The following is a 21223-nucleotide window of genomic DNA, read 5'->3' as shown; positions in this document are numbered from 1 at the left end:
ACCCCCCTCCCCCACCCCACCCCCCACAACCACCACGACCACACCCACCTCCTCGACCTCATCGCCCGCCACGACACCGACGCCGCCGAAGCCCACTGGCGCACCCACATCGCCACCACACCCAGCCAGCCACCCAGCACCGTCATCGACCTGCTCGGCGAATAGGCACCGGCGGACAGAGACCGACGGACAGGCACCAACGGACAAGCACCTCGGTGGGCCCGGCGTGCCCTCGCGTCACCACGCAGGGCACGCCGGTGGGCACACGACGTCGCACAGGCGGAACCGAGGGCGACCAGCCGGGAACAGAATCGGCTTTGCCGGCACGAAAAACGGCTCGGCTGGCACAGAAGGGTGGGGTCGGAAACACGAACGACCCCAACCTTTCACCAACGCTGGTGGTGGAATGGCGCACGCCACGTTACGGTGTGCGCCATGCCGCTGTCGGGACTCGCCTGGCAGACTCTCCCGGATGCGGGGGCGTTGGCCCTGGTCGACACAAGTTCACGGCGGGCTGCAGCACTTGCCCGTCCCCATCCCAACGAGCTCCCCATGATTGACGTGGTCGACGTCGAACGCCTTGTCGTGGCGTGGCTGTCGCCACACACCCGGTATGCCGCCGAACAACACCTGGCCGAACGGGCCGATGACGATCCACACCGAACGATGGGGGCGTTGTGCTGGCTGCTCGCCATGTGGACGGTCACGATCCACCTGCGCACCGGGCAGTCCCCGTCCGCGGTGATCTCCGCGATGTCCTACCGGACGGTGTGGCGCAGCCCGGAGGCGCCGGAGTCGGAACGGGTCTGGGAGATCCTCACCGACCGGATCAGGCTCGGCACCCTGGCCGCCCTGACCGCGGACCGTGACACCGCCGTCGAGTTCCACTCACGCGTCGACAACCCGCGCGGGCTGGCGCCCGTGCTGCTGCGCCACGCACTCGGCGTGATGGCGGGTGTCGTCGACGACATGAACATCATCGGCGTGGACCCGCAGGACATGGCGGGCACCCTCGCGCTCTACACGATCGACCCGGACGGGCCGACCGTGCCGTGCTTCCGACCGCTCACCTGAACGGACAGGGCGCGCGCCGCGCCGCCCCGGGCGACCATCCGCGCGGCGACGGATCCCGTGGTGACGCTCCACGACGGCCGGGCCGGCCGCCCGTTTCCTGTGCGGGCGGCGCGCCCGCCACGGCCGCCCCGTGCCGCCACCGACCGCCAGCCGCCGGTGCGGGCCGCCCGGGGCGCCGGCTGCGCACCGGCGCCGTGCGGGCTCGCGGGCGGGGAGTCGATGTAGACCGCTCTCGTCATCCCGGCGTGGCCGTGGATGGCGAGCAGCGTCTCCATCGACGGATAGATCGCGACCGACCCGTGCTCGGAGTTCCACCACAGGACGCAGGTGCCATCGGGAGCCTGCGCCCCGAAGGCGACCGAACCCGTGCCGGACACTCCGGACACGTCGACATCACGCTCGAGATGAAACCGCCGTACCTGGCGAGCGGACATACTGGCCGACCTCCTCGCGGGTCACATCGCCGTGCCCCTGAGCGTTGCCCTACACCCCACCGGCGGCCACCCGGCCACCGGCTGGTCGGGCCACCGTAGCCGCCGGTGTCGGCGGCGGTCACCCGTTTCGCCGCGCCGGGCCGCGGCGTGCCCGCACGTGCAGGGCGTCGCCGCAGGTCACACGCGCACGCCCACCTGATCAGACCACAGCAGTGTCCACCCTGACAGCCCTGGCACACCATGGGCTCCCCAAGCTCCGCGGACGCCGTGGGCCCTGGCGGGCTCCGAAGGTACGGACCCCGAAGGCCCGCGGAGCCCGCGGGCGCTCAGCCGGCGGCGTGGAACAGCGCCTCGGGAAACCGGCGGGCGGCGGCCGGGGTGAGGAACGAGTCGTGGGTGGTGGCCCCGAGCAGCCGGCGCTCCAGGAACGCCACCGTGTAGTAGGTCGTCAGGCGGTGGGCGCGGTCGATGTCGACAGCCGGCGGCCGGCAGGTCACCTCCGCCGTCACCTCCAGCCGCACCCGCACACCCTCGGGCACCGGGCGGTCGCGCACCGCCGCGGCCTGGGCGCAGATCTCGGTGAACGAGTTGTGCATCCCGCCCGCCACCGTGACCAGGTAGCGCGGGTGCGCGCCGTGGAGCCCGTCGAAGGTGCGCCCGGCGTTGCGCTCCACCGGCGCCGCCAGGTCGTCGCTGCCGCCGACGAGCAGCACCGGGACGCGCACCCGGTCGAGTTCCCGCTCCGGTACGACCTCGGTGGCCGGCGCGATCCCGACCACGGCCCGCACCCGCGGGTCGGCCGGCGCCCGCAGGAAGCCCACGGTCGAGACCGCCGAGGTCAGCCCGCCGAAGGAGAACCCGACGACGCCGACCTCGTCCGCGCGCACCATCCGCGACAGCGGGCAGTCCGGCTTCGTGAACGCGCTGATCACCGCCGAGACGTCGAGCAGCCGGTCGCTGGCGAGCTCGACGAGCGGGGCCTGCCGGCCCTCGGCCGCCTCGATCATGGTGTCGCCGGGATGGTCCGGCGCGGCCACGACGAAGCCGTGCGTCGCCAATGCCTCGGCCAGGTAGGCGAGCTGCACCCGGCTGCCGGCGCTGCCGTGCGATACGACCACGAGTGGGAAGCGGCCCGGCGCCACCGGTATCTCCTCGTGGGCCAGCGCCGACGACACGTCCACGCCCGGCGCCACCGGGTACCGCGCCATCGGGTACTGCGCGGCCGGGTACTGCGCGGCCGGGGGCAGCGCCACCGGGCCGAGGCGCGCTGGAGCGCCCGGGTACCAGACCGAGGTGGTCAGCAGCCGGCCCGGGCGCCCCGGATCCGAGACGGTCAGGGTCTGGTAGCCGGCGGTGAACGGGCCCGGCTCATCGGGCGCCGCGGGCGGTGCCACGCCGGTGGACCCGCCGGCCAGGACCACGCCTGCCCGGGCCGGGCCGGCGGACGGCGGGCCGGACAGGCAGAGGAACAGCCCCAGAAGCAGGGCGGCCACCAGCAGGGCACGCGGCACGACCGCGCCGCTTCCGGCGCTCCCCACCATGCGGCTGACACTACGCACAGTGACAGCACCTGGTGCGCGGCGCGGCCCTTCTAAGCCGCATCGCCCCGTCTGCCCGGCGTGCGGCCGCTCAGAGGACAGCCGTCACCGCCGGTTGCCGAGGCTCATCACCGTCGTGACGTCGTCGCCGTCCGGGCCGCCGAGCAGCTCGGTGAGGCGGCGCGGGCGGCCGACGTGATAGCCCTGCGCCAGGCCCACACCAAGGTCGAGCAGCACCTGCGGCAGCGACGCGCGGTCCACCCCCTCGGCGATGACCAGCATGCCGGCCGTCCGCGCGATCTGGACGACCGCCTCCACCAGGGAGCGGTCGCGCGGGTTCGCGTCGGCGTTGCGGACGACGTTCGCGTCGATCTTCACGGCCCACAGCGGGAGGTTGCGCAGCGCGACGACCGCGCCCGTCTGCATCCCGAAGTCGTCCAGCAGGACGGGGCAGCCAGCGGCGCCGAGCTGCTCGGCGAGCCGCCGGGCCGCGTCCGGACTGGCCACCGCCGCGCTCTCGGAGATCTCCAGGCCCAGCCGGGAGGGGTCGACGCGGCCGTCCCGCAGGGTGGAGAGCACGAAGTCACCGAAGGCGGGGTCGTGCAGGGACCGCGCGGCCAGGTTGACGTACAGCCGGCCCGGCACGCCGCTGACCAGGGCGTTGACCGCCCGGAGGACGACCCACCGGTCGAGGTGCAGGCCCAGGTCGGTGTGCTCGGCCGCCGCGAGGAAGCCCCGCGGCCCGAGCTCGGGCCACACGCCGTCCCGCAGCCGGGAGAGCAGCTCGAAGCCGACCACCTCGCGGCTGGCGAGATCGACGAGGGGCAGCACGTCCAGCGACATCTGCCCGCTGTCGAGCGCGGCGGCGACCCGGCTGGTCACCGTCACCCGCAGCGCGGCCTCGTCGTACTGCTCCCGGGTGAACAGCCGGGCCCGGTTGCGCCCGGCCCGCTTCGCCTCCCGCAGCGCGAGATCCGCCCAGGCGAACGCGGCCTCGCTGCCGGCCGCCAGGTCCAGCGGGACGACGCCGATGCTGACCGTGGCCCGGGCCGGGAGCTCGCCGGGCGCGACGGGCCTGGTGGCGAGCGCGGCACACAGCCGCTCGGCGACGGCCAGCCCCTCGCCGCCGCCACCGGTGGGCAGGAGGACGGCGAACTCATCCCCGCCGAGCCGGCCGAGCATCGCCTCGGGCAGCTCGGCGCGCAGGCTGTGGGCGAGCCCGCGCAGGACGGCGTCGCCCGCGGTGTGGCCCTGCAGGTCGTTGACGTCGGCGAGGTGGTCGACGTCGAGCAGCAGCAGGCAGCCCGGTGGGCCCGCCGGGCCCGAGGTCTCCGCCTCGACCGCCGTGCCGGCGGCGGCGGCGGTTGCCGCGGCCGCGGCCGCGATACGGCCGTCCAGCTCCTCGGCCATGGCGTACCGGGTGGCGAACCCGGTGAGCGGGTCGACGGCGGGGGCGGCCGGGAGTGCGCCGCCGGCCGCGTGGTCGACGCCGTGGTCGGTGACGTGGTCGAGGGCGTTGTCCGGGTGGTCGAGGGCGTACCCGGCGTCCGCCGCTTCGGGGCCGCCGCCGGGCTGGGCCGGGGACGGCGCCTCGGTGCCCGCGGCCAGCACGATCGCCGCCGCGGCGTCGAGCCAGGCGGCGTCCTCGGGATCGAGACCGCCCGCCGCGGTGGTGTCCCGGCCGCCGGCGGCCGGGCCGGAGGACCCGGCGGGTGGGAGATCCTCCGCCGCGAGGCCGGAGTCGGCGGGCGCCGGGCGCTGGCCGGCCGCCAGGGCGGCCAGGGCGGCCTCGGTGGCGGCGACCTCGGCGGCCCGCGCGGCGTCGGCGGCCTCGCCGGTGAGGTCGACGATCTCGAAGAGCAGCAGCTCCGAGGGCTGCCCGGCGCTCATGTCGCGGCAGCTGATGCGCAGCCGGCGCGGCTCGCCGTCGGTGCCGGCCCAGTCGAGGACGGCGGGCGGGGCCGCCGGATGCAGCCCGGTCAGCGGCAGGCCGGCCTCGGCGACCGCGAGCCGCGCCTCGAACGGCGAGTCGGGGTTCCGCGTCCCGGTGACGAGGTCGACGAGGGCGTCGTTGACCCACGCCACCCGGCCGTCCGCAGTGACGATCAGCATGCCCACAGAGGAAGCCGCCGCGGCCAGCCCCGCAACCCCAGCGATCACCGCACCTCCCGCACCGCGCCGCCCGGAGTGCGCAGTCTAATGTCCGAAAGGACCCCAACCGTCGTTCACCGCGCCGCGCCGGGCACTACTTCCACTGGCGGGCCGGCCGCGGCGGAGCGCAGCTCGGAGTCCAGCCCGGCCCGGCTGGCGAGCTCGACGGCCAGCTCACGCGCCCACGGCAGGACCGGCCCGAGATCGACGGTGGCCAGCCGCCCGTCGACGACGACCCGCTCACCGGCCACCCACACCCCGGTGACGTCCCGCGGGGAGGCACAGTAGACGACCGCCTGGTAGGGGTCGTGCACGAGTGCCAGCGACGGGCTCGCCTCGGCGAGGTAGACCAGGTCGGCGGCCTTGCCGACCTCCAGGGAGCCGACCTCGTCGGCGAGCCCGAGCGCCCGCGCACCCTCGATGGTCGCCATCCGCAGCACCGTCGGCGCCGTCAGGGCCGTCGCCTGCAGGTGGTGCACCTTCTGCAGCAGGGCGGCGATTTTCATCGTCTCCAGCATGTTCTGGCTGTCGTTGCTCGCCGCGCCGTCCACGCCGAGCGCGACGGTGAGCCCGTCGCGCAGCAGCCGCGGGACCTGGCACACCCCGCTGGCGAGGATCATGTTCGAGACGGGGCAGTGCGCGACCGCGACCCGGTGCCGGCGCAGCAGTTCTACGTCGGTGTCGTCGAGCCACACGCAGTGCGCGGCCACGACCTGCGCGTCGAGCAGCCCGCGCCGCGCGGCGAACTCGATCGACCCGGTGCCACGCGTCGTCCGCGACGCGGTCACCTCCTCGCGGATCTCGTGCAGGTGGACGTGCAGCCGGCCGGTCTCCGCGACCAGCCGGGCCGTCTCGTCGAGCAGTTCGTCGCTGCTCGACGGCACGGTCGCCAGGCCCACCCGGAAGGTGGTGCGGCGCGAGTTGCGGGCCGCGTCGGCGAGCGCGGCGTGCTCGGCGAGGACGGCCGCGACCGGCCGGGGGTTCGCCGAGTCCGCCGGGCCGAACGACACATCGCCGCGCAGGCCGACGGCGTCGAGGGCGTCGACCACCCCGGGGGTGACCGGGGTGGTCCCGGCCGCCGAGCAGAACATGTCGGCGACCGTCGTCACCCCGGAACAGGCCAGCTCGGCCGCCTTGAGCAGCGTCCCGACGTAGGCCATGTCCCGGGTGAGGTGCCCCTCGATGGGCTCGACGACGCGGACGAACCACTCCCACAGCGTGTGCGTCTCACCGATGCCGGTGACGAGCCCTTCGGAGAAGTGGCCGTGCGCACTGACCAGCCCCGGGATCAGGATCCCGCCGCCGTCCCCGACCACCGGCAGGTCCGCGAACCGCGCCCGGACGTCCGCCGTGGTGTCGACGGCGGCGATCCGCCCGCCGACGACGGCGACCGCGGCGTCCCGCAGGTGGCCGCGGGGCCCCATGGTCAGGACGTGCCGGGCCCGCACGACGAAGTCGGCGGGCAGCGGAGCGGGACCCGCCGGTGGTGGGGTCACTTGAGGCCGATCGAGGTGTCGATGAACTCGTTCGTGAACAGGTCACCGGGCGCCAGGCCGGCCTTGAGCTCCTTGCGCTGGCCGGTGAAGATCGGCTCGAGGATCTCGATCATCCGGGTCAGCCGGTCCTCCTCCATGTCGCCGACGGCCGCGTTCGGCCCGTTGGCGACCAGGCCACGCTCCTTCATCGTGGTGACGGCGAACTCGGCCAGGCCCGGCGAGTAGTTCCACACCGAGACGTCGTCGGCCTGCACGGCCTTGATGATGAGCGCGTTGGTCTCGGCCGGGTCGCTCACGAAGTCGACCTGCGACTGCTGAACGATCGGGATCAGCTTCTTCAGGCAGGGAGCGAGGGTCTCCTTGTCCCCGGTGCGGATCGACAGGGCCTGCCCGTACACCGGGTACCCGGTGTCGTTGATCAGCTGGAGGTCGACGTCGTAGCTGCGCCCGTCATCCAGCTCGTTCTTGTAGATGTAGGGCTCGGAGGTGGCGAACCCGCCCTGCGCGACGGCGCCGTCCTCGGTCACCCAGCGCGACGGGCCGCCGTCGTAACTGCCGTCGACCTGGGAGGCCCGCAGGATGCCCGCTCCGAGCAGGTACTGCATGTAGGTGTCGGTCTCGTAGTACAGGACCTTCGTGTCGGTCTGGCCGATGTCGACCAGGGTGTGGAAGTTCGGGCTCTTCGCCTTGTCCCACATGATCATGATGGGGCTGACCTCGAACGGGGCGAAGACGGCCGTGGTCGGCTGGCCCTTGGAGTTCTGGATCGCCTCGTCCGAGGAGACCAGGCCCAGGTCGATCTCCGGGTCGAGGTAGAGCTGGGAGCTGACCTGCTCGAAGCCGATGGCCGGCCCGCCGAAGCGCACCTCGACGTTGACACCGGTGTCCTTGCCCTGGGCGACCAACGAGCCGGAGATGCGCTTGCCACTGGTGTCGATCTTGGCGTCCGGGCCGATCAGCTCGTAGAGGAAGCCGTACTCGGACTCGGCGAACCAGTCGGTCTGGATCACCACGTTCTCCGGGCAGACCCCGGCGAGGTCGAGGGCACCACCCGCCTCGGCCGCCGGCGCCCGCTCACCGCCGGAACTACTCTCGCCCGTCGTCGAGTCCCCGGAGCAGGCCGCCAGTGCCAGTGCCGCCGTCGCGCCCAGGGCCACCACGCCCAGTTTTGTTCGTCTCATGTTCTCGCCTTTCAGGGAAGTGTGCGTTTCACGGGGTCCAGGAGGGCGCCGGCACAGTGGGAGACGGACCGGATCCGGCGGGGCGAGGCCGACTGACCGCGGTTGTCCGGCCGACCTCTGTTGTCCGACCGACCAGGGCGGTTCGGCCGAATCCGGGCGCGGGCCGCCCGAATCCAGGGGCGGGCCGGACGAATCCGGGGCCGGTCCGCCCGCGCCGGAGCACGCACACGTGGGGTCTCGCGCACACGGTGTACCGGCTGCGTCTCAGGGGATTTCGGAGCCGTACCAGGCCCCGGTGACAAGCCGCGACAGGTAGCCGAAGAAGACGAAGACGGCCACCCCGAGCAGCGACGCGAGAATGACCGCGCCGAGAAGCTGCTCCGTCATCAGCCGAGCCCGGTACAGATCTATCAGTACACCGATCCCTGGGTCACCCTGTTTGAAGAAGAAGTCGCCGACCACGGCACCGACCACGGCCAGGCCGGCCGACACCTGGAAACCCGAGAAGGTCGCCGGCAGCGCCGCGGGAAGCCGCAGCTTCACCAGCAGCACCCACCTCGGAACACGGTGCAACGCGAAGAGGTCCAGCATGCCGCGATCGACGGACTGCAACCCGAACAGCGTGCTGCTGATGATCGGGAAGAGGGCGATCAGCACGCAGACGATCACTCGGCTGACAAAGCCGTAGTGGAACCAGAAACCGATGAGCGGCACCATCGCGAGCGTCGGAATCGTCTGCAGGACCACGGCGTACGGATACACCGAACGCTCGATCCAGCGCGCCTGGCTCATGAGGACGGCCAGCGCCATGCCGAGGACGATGGAGATCCCCAGGCCGGTCAGCGCGACCGAGGTGGACAGCCACAACGCACGCAGCAGCTGTTCGAGGTTGTACCGGTCGAGGAAGGCGACGTCCACGACGGCGTGCGGCGGGGGCAGCAGGAACCGGCGCTTCGGGTCGAGCAGCACCAGGCTCACCAGGTACCAGACACCGATCATGAGCCCGAACATCGCCACGGGGCCGAGGACGTCCACCGACCGCCAGAACGGGCGGCGCCCGGCCCGTCCGGGGCCGGCGATCGCCGCGGGGGCGGTGGTGTCCTCGGGGGCGGTGGTGTCCGCGGTCATGCCGGCTCCGCCGCGCGCAGCAGCCGCGAGACGCGGGCCGTCAGCCGGGTGAACTCGTCGGTGAAGCGGATGTCCGCCGGCCGCGGGTAGGGGAACGGGACGTCCAGCTCGGCGACGATCCGGCCCGGTCGGGGAGACATCACGATCACCTTCGTCGACAGGAACACCGCCTCGGCGACCGAGTGCGTCACGAAGACAGCCGCCCCGAAGCGGCCCAGGCCGAACAACCGGAGCAGCTCGTCGTTGAGCCGCTCGCGGGAGAGCTCGTCGAGGGCGCCGAACGGCTCGTCGAGCAGCAGCAGCTCCGGGGCGAGCACCAGTGAGCGGGCCAGCGAGACCCGCATCCGCATGCCGCCGGACAACGACCTCGGCCGGTGCCGCTCGAACCCGGCGAGACCCACCAGCTCGATGAGCTCGGCCGCGGTGGGCCGATAGGCGTCCCGGGGGACGCCGGTCACCTCGGCCAGCATCTCGACGTTGCGCCGCACGCTGCGCCAGGGCAGCAGCGTCGGGTCCTGGAAGACGTAGCTGATCCGGTCCGTCCCCCGGTCGACCGCGCCGACCGTGGCCTCGGTGAGGCCGGAGGCCAGCCGCAGCACCGTGCTCTTCCCGCAGCCCGAGGGGCCGACCAGGCTGACGAAGTCACCGCGGCTCACGGCCAGGTCGACGCCGGTCAGGGCGGTCGTCCCGTCCGGGAAGCGCTTGCCGGCCGCCGTGAGCGTCAGCAGCGGCGCGGGGCCGGTGGGGGATGGTTCGCTCGGTGTGGACACCACTCATCCCTCGCTGCGGGCGTCGGCGCGGCCCGAGCCGGTTCCCGCGCCCCCGCTGGAGCCGGTGGTCGCGCCCGCGCCGGCGGGTCGGCCGCCGGGGTCCGTCGCCGGCCAGGCGAAGGCGGCCGTGGCGAGCTCCCGCGGGTAGACCACGGCGAACCGGCTGCCGGTGGCCTGCTCGACCACCGTCGCGGCCAGCGTGTTCTGGTGCGTCACGTCGAAGCGGACGCCCTCCCAGGGCATGACCGTCTCCGCGCCGGGCACGTTCGTCGCCACCAGCGCCGACCTGATCCGCTCCGGCTCGAGACCGCCCGCGGCGCCGATCGCCCGGGCCAGCACCATGACCGCCGTGTACGCGGCCGCGGCGGCCTCTGTCATCGGCCCGCCGTAGGCGCTCTGGTAGCGCTTCGACACCTGGGTCGCCAGCGGGTTCGCCTGCGCGACCAGCGACGACCACCCGACCTGCCGACTCACCCGCCCGTCGAGACCGGGCATCGAGGCCAGCGGCACCGCCTCCGCCGCGGCCCCGTATACGACGATCCCGGGCGGGGCGTAGCCGAGGCCGCCCAGCGCGTCGCCGAGCACACGGCCGGCACCGGGCAGCGCCCCGAAGAGCACCATGTCGGGCGCGGCGGCGCGGATCCTGCCCACCTCGTCGGTGAGGTCCCCGTCGCCCAGCGCGTAGCGCTCCTGCGCGACCAGCTGGACGTCGGTCTCCTCGGCCAGTTCCTGGAGCATGGCCTGCAGGTCGTGGCCTTCCGGCCGGTCGCCGTAAAGAACGGCCACCCGCCGACGGGCGACGCCGTCCCGTTCCGCGCCACGCAGCAGGGAAAGGAACGCGCCACCGAAGCTCCGCACGTCCGGACCGGAACGGAAGAACCAGCTCAGCCCACGTTCTGTTAGCGCACTCAACGGAACGTCACCGCTTACGAATGGTGTTCCGAGGCGTTCGGCGCGTTGGCTGGCATCCAGCGTCGCCTCGGCGTCGAACGCGCCGACCATGCCGGCGACACGCTCTTCGGCGACCAGGCGGTCTGTAGCATCAACCGCACGCTGCCGATCACTTTCTGTGTCCATTGTCACGATGGACAGCAAGGCGGCGCGGCCGGCGCCCCAGATGCCCGTCGAGGCGAGATCGGCGTCCGCGCCGGCATTGACGACCGAGGCGGCGAGATCCGCGCCGCGCTGAGCGTCCCGGCCGGCTTCCGCGTTCGCTCCGCCGAGCGGAGCCAACAGGCCGATCTTGACGATGCCGGAAACCCCGGTACCGTTGGAATTCGAATCCCCGGAGCAGCCGGTCGCCAGCAGCAGAACCGCTGCGATCGCAACGCTTAGGACGCGCGACCGCGACACGATGGCCATGGCTCGTCCCCCACGTCGTCATCTTCCAGGCGCACGTTCAGACACGCGGTACAGCGCTCCACGCGGTACAGCGGTCAGAGTACCGACGGCGCGGCGCCGACAAGGATCCGCGCAATGCGAGGCCACTCTAGCCAGTTCACCCCCCGACAAGAACAACGGGAGGCGGATCAAGCCCCAACAAAGGAAGGTTCCTTCCGGCTCGCCCCCCTCGCATAGTGTCGACTGCACCGGGAAATACGATTTCCCGGCCGGCATGGTTGAACGTGCGTGGAGCCAGTAGGGCGCACGGACCCCGAGAGGTGGGCGACGTGGTATTGCTGCGCGGCAGAGGGCACGACGCGGCGGCGGTCTGCCGGCGGCCGTCGGGCCACCGGCCGACGCCGCCCACCACATCGGACGGGGGAGCACGATGACCGAGGCACCCGAGCTTTCCAGCCTTGGGCAGGCCGCCCCCGAGGCATCCGCGGCCCCGGGCACGCAGGGAGCACAGGGCACCCCCGGGGCTCCCGGGTCCCGGGCCGACCGGCGCTCCCGGGCGCCTCATCGCGCCGGGTCCGGCAGGTCTCCGCGGACCGTCCGCCCCTCGGCGCGGCGCCGGCGCGCCACCCGGCTGACCCGGGTCGCCCGGGCCGGCCGGCGGGATCTGGGCGGCCGGGTCGCCGACCTCCCGGTGCGTCGCCGGCTGCTGCTGTCGATCGCGATCCCCGCCGCGGCGTTCCTCAGCGTCGCCATCCTCGGCGCCGTCACCTGGATCTCCGACGCGGCGAGCTACGGCCGCGGTGTGCACGCGGCCACCCTGGGCCGCGACATCGCGGCAACGGTCCACGAGCTCCAGATGGAACGGGACCTCGCCGCCGGTTTCGTCGCCGGCGGGCGGCAGAACCGGCCGGACGGCGAGCAGTGGGTCAACCGGCTGGCGGCGCAGCACCGCTCGGTCGACGCGGCCGTCGCCACCGTGCGCGGCGCGCTGGCGAAGGCGTCCGACAACTTCGGCCCGGCCGCCGGCCCGGCTGCGCAGCGCGCGCTGCGCAGCCTCGACGAGCTGCCGCGCGCCCGCGCCGCGGCCGACGGCGCGGGCCTGCCCCTCGGGGCGGTGCTGAACCAGTACTCCACGACCATCGCCGACCTGCGGGAGGTCGACCGGCGGATCGGGCCGGACCGGGTCGACGGCGACCTCGGCTACACGACGACGGTGCTGCGCGACCTGTCCGAGGTGAAGGAGGTCGAGTCGCAGGTCCGGGCCGAGCTCTACGCCGTCGCCCAGGTCGGGCACTTCGACACCGGGCAGGCCGACGCGCTCTCGAGCCTGCTGGCGCAGACCGACGCCGCGCGCGCGGCGTTCCGGGACGTCGCCGACGCCGACGACCGCGCCCGCTACGACCGGGTGGTCAACGGCCAGGCGGTGCTCACCGTCGAACGGATCTCCGACCGAGCCATCAACCGCCAGCACCTGCTCGACCTCGACGTCGACCCGGAGCAGTGGTTCGCCGCCAGCACCACCCACATCGAGCTGCTGCGCACCGTCGAGTCGGGGCTGTCGCAGAACGTCATCGACGAGGCCGACAAGCTGCGCGCGGACGCCTGGGCGCGCACGGCGCTCATCGGCGGTTTCATCATCGCGATCACGCTGGCCGCGGTGCTGCTGACCATGGCGATCGCCGCCACGATGACCCGTCCGCTGCGGGCACTGCGCGACGGCGCGCACGACGTCGCGCACGAGCGGCTGCCGCGCATCATCGAGCAGCTGCAGACCGCCGGCGCGGGCCAGGTCGACACCAGGATCCACTCCATCGGCATCCGGTCGAAGGACGAGATCGGCGAGGTGGCCCGGACGTTCGACGACCTCCAGCGGGAGGCGGTGCGGCTGGCCGCCGAGCAGGCCGTTCTGCGGCGCAGCGTCAACACGCTGTTCCTGAGCCTGTCCCGCCGCAGCCAGAGCCTCATCGAGCGCCAGCTCGCCCTCATCGACCGGCTGGAACGGGCCGAGGAGAACCCCGCGCAGCTCGAGAACCTGTTCCGGCTCGACCACCTGGCCACCCGGATGCGGCGCAACAGCGAGAACCTGCTCGTCCTGGCCGGCACCGGGCCCGGCCGGCGCCGCGCGACCCCGGTGTCGATCGCCGCCGTCCTCCAGGCCGCCGTCGGCGAGATCGAGCAGTACCAGCGGATCCAGATCGTCGAGGTGGTCGACGCCCGCATCACGGCCGGCGCGGTGAACCACGTCGTGCACCTCATCGCCGAGCTGCTGGAGAACGCCGCGCAGTTCTCGCCGCCGCATCGGCCGGTGGAGGTCGTGGCGCGCCGCTCCCCCGACGGCGGGATGGTGGTCTCGATCACCGACCGCGGCCTGGGGATGCCCCCGGCGGAGATCGCCGCCGCCAACGAGCGGCTCGCCCACCCGCCGCTGTTCGACTTCTCCATCGCCGAGCGGCTCGGCCTGTTCGTCGTCGCCCGGCTCGCCGAGCGGCACGAGATCAGCGTCCGGCTCGACGCGGCGTCGGGCGGTGGGGTGCAGGCGCTGGTCGGCCTGCCGGCGAACCTGCTGGCGAGCGCGGCCGTCCCCCGGCACGGCGAGGAAACCGGCGCACCGCGCGGCGGCGCGGCGCTCGCGGCAGGCGTTCGGGGACAGCCGCTGGCGCTGTCCCCGAACGGGAACGGCCCGAGCGCGCCAGCGTCACTGAACGGCCACGGCCACGGCCACGGTGCCGGTGCCGGTGCCGCCGGCCAGGTGCACCCGGGCGTACCTGGCCCGCTCCCCCAGCGGCCCCGCACGGCGTCCTTCGACTCAAGCGAACGCGGCGGGACGACCGATGAGTTCAACCGTCTCCTCGCGCTGAACGGGCTCACCGACAGGCCTGCGGGGATGCCGGCCGCCCCCTTCACCCAGCCGCCCGCGGCGGCGGCCCCGCTCCCGCCCACCGCGCCAGCCGCGCCTCCGGAGGTTCCGGAGGTTCCGGAGGTTCCGGAGGTTCCGGCACAGCCGGCGCCTCGCTTCCCGGCCACCCGGACGCCGGCGTCGCATGGCCTGGCTCCGCTGCCCCCGGTGGTGCCGAACCCGCCTGTGGTCCCGTGGTTCAAGCCCCGCGGGACGGCGTCCAAGGCCGAGGGTGGCATCCCGGGCACAGCCGCCGCCTCCGCCGCGGCCGCAGCGGTGACGGGTGCATCCGCCGGCGCCGCGGGCGAGTCGGACCTGCCGCCGATCGAGGAGGTCGTGGCCGGCCGCGCCCGCGAGCGCGAACGGGCCGCGCCGGACCCGGTCACCGCCGGCCCGCCCCCGCCTGACTCGTCTGTTCCTGGCGAACCCTCGCCCGGCTCGTCCGCATCCGGCTCGATCACGCCGGACCCGCTGGTGCCGGACCCGCTGGTGCCGGATCTGGTGGGCGGTTCCGCGGCACCGCTACCGCCCGAACCGCTCCCACCCGAACCGCTCCCGTCCGAAGCGCCCGAGACACCGTTCACCTGGTTCGACCGGCCGGCGACGGGCACGGGCACCCCGGCCGGCCCGCCCACGGTGCCCCCCGCGGCCGCCTTCGCGTCCACCCCGCCCACATCACCCACGCCCGGCTTCGCGCCCATGCCGACCGCGCCCCCCGCGGCCGGCTTCGCGCCCACGCCGCCCACCCCCGCCGACCCGACGACGTCCATGCCCGCCGGAGCACTGCCCACCCGGCCCGCCGCGGCGCCGCTCCCGCCGCCCGTCCGCCCGGTGGTTCCGGGTGCCACCGACCGCGTGGTGCGCAGCGGAGCCGGGTGGACGGTCGCGGGCGGCGCCGCGTCCACGGGCCCGATCCCACGGCTGCAGGGCCCGCCGGAGCGGGTCGATCCCGCCGCGCTGCCAACCACCCGGGCGGGGCTGCCGATGCGCGTCCCAGCGGCCGGTGGCACCCGGTCCGGCGGCACGGAAGCGGAGCACATCCCGGGCCCGGCGGTACGGGGCGGCACGCCGGACCGCTCCGGCTGGGGGCAGCCCGCGCCCGAGGTACGGCCGGAGTGGATCCGGGGCCGGCTCTCCCGGCTGTACGAAGGTGTGAACCACGCCCGCGACACCGATGCCACCGATGCCACCGATTCCCGTACCACCGGCTCCCGCGGCCTCGGGGGGCCCGGCGCGTCCCCTCCGGTCGTGCCCCCCGGCGCGACCCGGGCCGAACGTCCGTTCGGCTCACCCCTCGATAGGCTGGAGGACGAGTGACCGAGACGATCCCCGACAGCCCGTCACTGGACTGGCTGATCAACAATTTCGTCGATCAGGTACCGGGCGTCGCCAACGCCATCGTCGCGTCGTCCGACGGGCATCTCCTCGCCGTCTGTGACGGTTTCCCACGGGAGCAGGCCGGCCAGCTCGGCACCATCGCCTCCGGTCTTTTCAGCCTCACCCTGGCGGCGGCCGAGTTCGTGGACGGGGGCTCTGTCACACAGACGATCGTGGAGATGGCCCAGGGCTCCATGCTGTTGATGGCCGTCGGCGACGGATCGTGCCTCGCCGTCCTCGCGAGCAACACCTGCGACATCGGACTGGTCGGCTACGAGATGACAGTGCTGGTCAAGCGCACCCGCGACGCCTTGACCCCGGCCAGACGCCACGAACCACCCGCGGGCCTCTAGCGGGACGGGAGTTCGCACCCGGTGACCGACGACTGGTCAGATCCATCCGGCGAACTCGTCCGGCCCTACACAGCCACCCGCGGGCGGGCTCACGCCAGCCGCCTGCTCGCACTCGAGGCGATGGTCTGCACGACCGCGCACGGGCGGCGCCGGCATCCGGAGCTGCTCCTCGACGAACGTTCGATCGTCGAGATGTGCCTGCGCCCGCAGTCCGTGATCGAGATCGCGGCGGAGCTGCGGCTACCGGTCGGCGTCGTGCGGGTGCTGGTGACGGACGCCGAGTCGGCGGGTCTGGTGGAGATCTCGCAGCTCGACACGACCGACGCGACCCAGGAGGTTGGGCTGCTCGGCCGGGTGCTCACCGGCCTGCGGCGCCTGTGACGCCTGGGCTCCCGGGGATGTCGGTGCCGTCTGGGACGTGCTGACCGGGACGTGCTGACCGGGACGTGCCACGCGGCGCCGGTTCCCGACCCCATGTGTTACAGACTCATGACGGACAGGTAATTTCCCGAGAACCCGCGTGTTCTGCGACCACCCACACTCGGCACGGGCACGCGTGCCTCACACCGAGCCGAGGACCCGGGTCACCTCGATCTCCACCACGACCCGGTCGGGGTTCACGCGAGGGGTGCGGTACCGCTCGGCGTAACGGCGCTCCGCCTCGGCGACCGACGCGGGATCGTCCCGGACGACCGCCAACCCCTCAAGCGTCGACCACCGCCCGCCGTCGACCTGACACACCGCGACCGGCACACCGACCCGACCCGACGCCGCCACGGACGCACCGCCAACCGGCTCCACACCTCGGTCGGCCAGGGAGTTCCACAGCGGCCGACCGGGCATTTCTCCGTCAACAGAAGGCTTTTCGCCCGCGCCGGAAGTCGTGGGAGGAACCGCCGCGACCCGCGAGCCCGCGTCCGCCACCGCGACCCGCCCGGCTGCGTCCAGCCCGCCGCGCCCGGCCAGCAGCCTGACCTTGCGTGACCGGCGGGATGTGATCACTCTGGCGACACCGGCCTGCGCGTCCAGCGTGACGCCCACAGCGATGACGTGCGGCGTGCCGTCCAGGCGCACCGTCGTCAGGGTGCACAGATGCCGCTCACGCCAGAAGTCGAGGAACGCGGCGCCCCGGCCGCGCAGGTCGTTGGACACCCCTACACCCTCTCACCAGGCGCGACAGCGGTTACCTATCCGTAAACGCGGCACATACACCACTCAGAAACCGCGATTGCGGCTGTATCGTGCATCCGTGCCGATGATCCGAGCCTCTCGCAGGTCCACCCGCGTTTCGCGCCTCGCCGTCCCCCTCGTCCTCGTGCCCGCCCTCGCGCTCGTCGCCGCCGGCTGCGGGTCCGACGATGACACCGCGACCCCGGCCGCCACGACCACCGGTGCCGCGCCGGAATCCCACTCCATCACGGTCTTCGCCGCCGCGTCGCTCACCGAGACGTTCACCGAGCTCGGCAAGCAGTTCGAGGCCGCCCACCCGGGGACGAAGGTCGAGTTCTCCTTCGCGGCCAGCTCCGCGCTGGCGCAGCAGATCAACTCGGGTGCCCCGGCGGACGTCTTCGCCTCGGCGAGCCCGAAGAACATGACCGAGGTCGTGGACGCGGGCCACGCCAAGGACCCGACGACCTTCGCGACGAACTCACTCGAGATCGCGGTACCCAAGGACAACCCGGCCAGGATCGACGACATCGGCGACCTCGACACGCCCGGTGTGAAGGTCTCGCTGTGCGAGGCACAGGTGCCCTGCGGCGTCGCCGCCACCACGGTCCTCGACAAGGCGGGCGAGAAGGTCACCCCCGTCACCTACGGTCAGGACGTCAAGGCCGTACTGACGTCCGTGCGCCTCGGTGAGGTGGACGCCGGCCTGGTGTACCGCACCGACGTGGCCGCCGCCGGCGCCGACGTGGTCGGCGTGGAGATCCCGGCGAACGTCAACGCGACGACCAGCTACCCGATCGCGGTGCTGACCGACTCCGACGAGACCGAGACCGCGCAGCAGTTCGTCGACTCGCTGCTGTCCACCGAGGGCGTGAAGGTGCTCACCGAGGCGGGATTCGGTCCGCCGGCGTGACTCTGGGCCGTCCGGCACGGCAGGTGGCCGGTTCGACACCACCCGTGCCCGCCGCGGTGACCGGTGGTGTCGAACCGGAGCTCCCCCGACGCGGCGACGGCGCCGGCCGGGGCCGGCGGGGCAGCCGGGGCGCGCGGCGCGAGGTGCGCGTCCGCGCTCCCTGGCCGCTCGCCGTGCCGGCGGCGCTCGCCACCGTGTTCCTCCTGCTGCCACTCGTCGCACTGATCATCAGGGCTCCCTGGGAGGCGCTGCCCGATCTGCTGAGCGATCCCTCGACCGGGCACGCGCTGTGGCTGTCGGTGCGCACCGCCACCGTGACGACCGTGCTCTGCGTCCTGTTCGGGGTGCCGCTGGCCTGGGCGCTGGCGCGGGGCTCCTTCCCGGGGCGGGGCCTGCTGCGCGCGCTGGTCACCATCCCGCTGGTGCTGCCGCCGGTCGTCGGCGGCGTCTCGCTGCTGCTCGTACTGGGCCGGCGCGGCCTCGTCGGCAACCGCCTCGACGACTGGTTCGGCGTCACGATCCCGTTCACGACCAACGCCGTGATCATCGCGCAGACCTTCGTCGCGCTGCCGTTCCTGGTGCTGTCGGTCGAGGGCGCCCTGAGCGCCGCCGACCGCCGCTTCGAGGACGCGGCGGCCACCCTCGGCGCCGGCCGGGCGACGGCCTTCTTCCGGGTGACCCTGCCGATGGTCGCGCCGGCGGTCGCCGCCGGTGCCGTGCTGAGCTGGGCGCGGGCCCTGGGCGAGTTCGGCGCGACGATCACCTTCGCCGGCAACTTCCCGAAGACCACCCAGACGATGCCCCTCTCGGTCTACCTGGCGATGGAGACCGACCCCGACGCCGCCGTGGCACTGTCTCTGGTGCTGCTGGTGGTCAGCATCGTCGTCCTGGTCGCCCTGCGTGGCCACTGGTGGGACGCCCGACGAACGCAGCGCCTCGCATGACGGAGAAATCCACGGGCCTGGACGCCCGCATCGGCGTCGACCTGGGCACCCTGCGCCTCGACGCCGCGCTGACCGTCGCCCCCGGGCGCACGCTCGCCGTCCTCGGGCCCAACGGCGCCGGCAAGACCACGCTGCTGCGCGCGCTGGCCGGCCTCGTCCCGCTACGCCACGGGCAGATCATCCTGGACGGGACGGTGCTCGACGAGCCGGCATCCGGGCGGTACGTCCCCCCGGAGCGGCGCGACGCCGGCTACGTCTTCCAGGACTACCTGCTCTTCCCGCGTCTCAGCGCGGTCGACAACGTGGCGTTCGGGCCCCGGGTCCGCCACCGGACCCGGCGCGGCCCGGCCCGCGCGGCGGCGCTGGAATGGCTGGCCCGCCTGGGCCTGGCCGAGTTCGCGCACCTGCGCCCCGCCGCGCTGTCCGGCGGGCAGGCGCAACGGGTGGCACTCGCCCGGGCCCTCGCCCCCGGGCCCGGGATGCTGCTGCTCGACGAGCCCCTCTCCGCCCTGGACGCCGGCACCCGGCTCGAGGTCCGCGCCGAGATCCGCGCCCTGCTCCCCACCCTGGACGTCCCGGTCGTGATGGTCACCCACGACCCGGTGGACGCCCTGACCCTGGCCGACGAGGTGGCCGTCCTCGAGGGCGGCCGGGTGGTCCAACGAGGCGAGCCGGCCGAGGTGATCACGCGCCCGCGCACGCCGTACGTGGCCCGCCTCGCCGGCCTGAACCTCTACCCGGGAACCGCCGCGAACGGCACGGTCACCCTCGGCCCGACAGCCGGCGGCGACCCTCGCACCGCCGGTGCCGGGGGCGGCGGAGGTCTGCCGGGCGCACCGGTGCACGGGGCGCTCCGGGTGGCCCCGAACACTCCGCCCGGAGCGGTGCTGGTCGCGTTGCGGCCCGCCGAGGTCGGCGTCCACCTGCAGGAGCCGCCGCCCGAGACCCGGGTGAACGTCCTGACCGGGCCGGTGGCCTCCGTCGAGGCGCTCGGCGACCAGGTCCGGGTGCTCGTCGCCAGCACCCCGGCCGTGCGGGCCGAGATCCCGGCCGCGCGACTGGGCCTGCTCCGGCTGGTCCGCGGAACACCGGTCTGGCTCACGGTGCACGAGGACGCTCTCGACGTCTACCCCAGCAACGGCGCCACGATGTGATCCCCGCCCACAGTCACAATTCCCGTCAATCAGACAAAAGCTCCGCGCATCGGGCGGCCCGCTCGCCCTTTGATTTCCTTCTCGCCCTTTCGGACCGGATTCGGCCGAGATCGGCCCCCGAAACAGCGAGGAAGAAACCAAAGGGCGAGTAACTGAGCCGAGTTTTCGGTCAGGTTGTGATCGGCCCCGGTAAACGACGGGGTTTCGGTCGCGCCGGATGGCAGGGTCCGATGGCTCGGTGGGCCTGGGGCCGCTGCGTCTCGCGGCGAGGTGCCCCTGGTCGCACCCTGCCATGCAACGACTGGAACCCTGCCAGTCACCGGGGGTGATCACACTTCATACCCCGGCCCTTCAGCATTACGTCCTGTGCGCCGAGCCTCCCCGTGTGTGTCACGGGCTGTCGGGTACCTCATTGCAATGATGTGTGTCAGGAAGGCCCTCGTCTGCGTCATGACAGCCGGCGTGCTTGGCGTCGGAACACCCACGGCGTTCGCTGCCAGCACCGGCCTGGACGCCGCCACCGCGGAAAGGATCATCAACGACGCCCAGGTTGCGGCACTGGACTACACCGGCGGCGGTCATGTCCAGAGCGTCAGCCTCGACCCCGACTACGTCACTGTCAGCGTTCTCAAACTCGACGGCGACGAAGCCACCATCACCATGAACCGGGACTACAGCATCCAATCCGTCTACATCAGCTGATCGGGCGGCCGTTGCTACGCGACGATCGTCGACAGCCCCCCGGGCCGGGGGCACGCCCGCGGGATCGTCCTCGGCTGACGCACCGCGGGCAGCGTAAGCGAGATCCCCGACAGGGCGGAAGTACGCTGCCCGTGGTCCCTGGGGCGTGCCACCGAGCCCCCTCCGTAGACCCCGCGTAGGGGGCTCCGAACGTCCTCCGGCTCTTGGAGCCGGAGGACGTTCGCCGGCCGTGGTGGTACTGGTCAGGGGCAGTGCGGGGTCCTCCGCAGCTCGCCCAGACTCACCGCCGTAGAACGTGACGGAGCGTCGCTCCTTTTCAGGCGTCGCCGTATCTGGCCTCGCGTCGGTGGTGGTGGCCCGTCGCTGGTCCTGCGTCATCGGATCTGACCTGGTCGCCCGTCAGGAGAGTTGACACACAGCGCCACCCCGATGGTCAACGCGTTCCGAGGTGTGACCGCTCTCGGTGGTTGGCAGGGATCCGGTCACGCTGTTCGGCGAGGGCAGTGCGACCTTCAAGATCGCCGGCAAATTGTGTGGCGGGGCGTGGCGGTCTCTGCTCAGGTTGTCAGATTCAGACAGCGCTACGACGATTTCGCTGACTGGT

The 21223-nt window shown here is 73.2% G+C and carries 17 protein-coding genes; 8 read left to right on the top strand and 9 right to left on the bottom strand.

From position 1 onward, the window contains the following. Positions 1–435 precede the first annotated feature (435 nt). Entirely contained in the window at positions 436–1074 is a 639-nt protein-coding gene (locus E0504_RS22140; RefSeq protein WP_112107098.1) for a hypothetical protein, read from the top strand. On the opposite strand, the gene E0504_RS22135 is transcribed toward E0504_RS22140, so the two are convergent. The 8 genes from E0504_RS22135 to E0504_RS22100 all read right to left on the bottom strand — a co-directional run bounded on the left by E0504_RS22135 (position 1020) and on the right by E0504_RS22100 (position 11134). Then, positions 1020–1508, bottom strand: a complete 489-nt coding sequence (locus tag E0504_RS22135; RefSeq protein WP_071067062.1) for a hypothetical protein — start codon at positions 1506–1508, stop codon at positions 1020–1022. The two genes, E0504_RS22140 and E0504_RS22135, sit on opposite strands and share 55 nt — an antisense overlap. A 326-nt stretch (positions 1509–1834) precedes the next feature. After that, positions 1835–3067, bottom strand: a complete 1233-nt coding sequence (locus E0504_RS22130; RefSeq protein WP_243657574.1) for a serine aminopeptidase domain-containing protein — start codon at positions 3065–3067, stop codon at positions 1835–1837. An 84-nt stretch (positions 3068–3151) separates the two neighbouring features. Next, the gene (locus E0504_RS22125; protein WP_131625796.1) at positions 3152–5206 is read right to left on the bottom strand and encodes an EAL domain-containing protein; all 2055 of its coding nucleotides are present in this window, start codon (positions 5204–5206) and stop codon (positions 3152–3154) included. 65 nt (positions 5207–5271) lie between these two features. Then, a complete protein-coding gene (locus E0504_RS22120) occupies positions 5272–6693 on the bottom strand; it encodes an amidohydrolase family protein (RefSeq protein ID WP_071067059.1) in 1422 nt (473 codons plus the stop codon). Further along, positions 6690–7874, bottom strand: coding sequence for a hypothetical protein (locus E0504_RS22115; RefSeq protein ID WP_112107101.1), 1185 nt, complete (start codon positions 7872–7874; stop codon positions 6690–6692). Before E0504_RS22115 ends, E0504_RS22120 begins: the two co-directional genes overlap by 4 nt. A gap of 264 nt (positions 7875–8138) precedes the next feature. Then, a complete protein-coding gene (locus E0504_RS22110; RefSeq protein ID WP_112107102.1) occupies positions 8139–9002 on the bottom strand; it encodes an ABC transporter permease in 864 nt (287 codons plus the stop codon). Next, the gene (locus E0504_RS22105) at positions 8999–9772 is read right to left on the bottom strand and encodes an ABC transporter ATP-binding protein (protein WP_131625795.1); all 774 of its coding nucleotides are present in this window, start codon (positions 9770–9772) and stop codon (positions 8999–9001) included. Before E0504_RS22105 ends, E0504_RS22110 begins: the two co-directional genes overlap by 4 nt. A 3-nt stretch (positions 9773–9775) precedes the next feature. Then, positions 9776–11134, bottom strand: coding sequence for an ABC transporter substrate-binding protein (locus E0504_RS22100; protein WP_112107103.1), 1359 nt, complete (start codon positions 11132–11134; stop codon positions 9776–9778). 409 nt (positions 11135–11543) lie between these two features. Between E0504_RS22100 and E0504_RS22095 the strand changes: the two genes are divergently transcribed. The 3 genes from E0504_RS22095 to E0504_RS22085 are packed head-to-tail and all read left to right on the top strand — an operon-like array spanning position 11544 to position 16120. After that, positions 11544–15326, top strand: coding sequence for a nitrate- and nitrite sensing domain-containing protein (locus tag E0504_RS22095; protein ID WP_243657573.1), 3783 nt, complete (start codon positions 11544–11546; stop codon positions 15324–15326). Then, complete coding sequence (locus E0504_RS22090) at positions 15323–15739, top strand: roadblock/LC7 domain-containing protein (protein WP_071067053.1); 417 nt, start codon at positions 15323–15325, stop codon at positions 15737–15739. The genes E0504_RS22095 and E0504_RS22090 overlap by 4 nt, the downstream gene beginning before the upstream one ends. Positions 15740–15760: 21 nt before the next feature. Then, the gene (locus tag E0504_RS22085) at positions 15761–16120 is read left to right on the top strand and encodes a DUF742 domain-containing protein (RefSeq protein ID WP_071067052.1); all 360 of its coding nucleotides are present in this window, start codon (positions 15761–15763) and stop codon (positions 16118–16120) included. Positions 16121–16300: 180 nt separating this feature from the next. On the opposite strand, the gene E0504_RS22080 is transcribed toward E0504_RS22085, so the two are convergent. After that, entirely contained in the window at positions 16301–16891 is a 591-nt protein-coding gene (locus E0504_RS22080; protein ID WP_071067051.1) for a pyridoxamine 5'-phosphate oxidase family protein, read from the bottom strand. Between the two features lie 103 nt (positions 16892–16994). Here E0504_RS22080 and modA point away from each other — a divergent pair, with 103 nt between their 5' ends. The 4 genes from modA to E0504_RS22060 all read left to right on the top strand — a co-directional run bounded on the left by modA (position 16995) and on the right by E0504_RS22060 (position 20619). Beyond that, the gene (gene modA / locus E0504_RS22075; protein WP_131625794.1) at positions 16995–17819 is read left to right on the top strand and encodes a molybdate ABC transporter substrate-binding protein; all 825 of its coding nucleotides are present in this window, start codon (positions 16995–16997) and stop codon (positions 17817–17819) included. After that, positions 17816–18763 (top strand): ABC transporter permease, encoded by a 948-nt coding sequence (locus E0504_RS22070; RefSeq protein WP_112108982.1) that lies wholly within the window; start codon positions 17816–17818, stop codon positions 18761–18763. Before modA ends, E0504_RS22070 begins: the two co-directional genes overlap by 4 nt. Then, the gene (locus E0504_RS22065) at positions 18760–19917 is read left to right on the top strand and encodes an ABC transporter ATP-binding protein (RefSeq protein WP_131625793.1); all 1158 of its coding nucleotides are present in this window, start codon (positions 18760–18762) and stop codon (positions 19915–19917) included. Before E0504_RS22070 ends, E0504_RS22065 begins: the two co-directional genes overlap by 4 nt. A gap of 450 nt (positions 19918–20367) precedes the next feature. Further along, entirely contained in the window at positions 20368–20619 is a 252-nt protein-coding gene (locus E0504_RS22060) for a hypothetical protein (RefSeq protein WP_071067049.1), read from the top strand. Positions 20620–21223: the final 604 nt, after the last annotated feature.

It is taken from the genome of Parafrankia sp. BMG5.11 (assembly GCF_004337455.1).
Note: the sequence above shows the minus strand (reverse complement) of the source record. Positions and strands in the feature narration are given on the sequence as shown.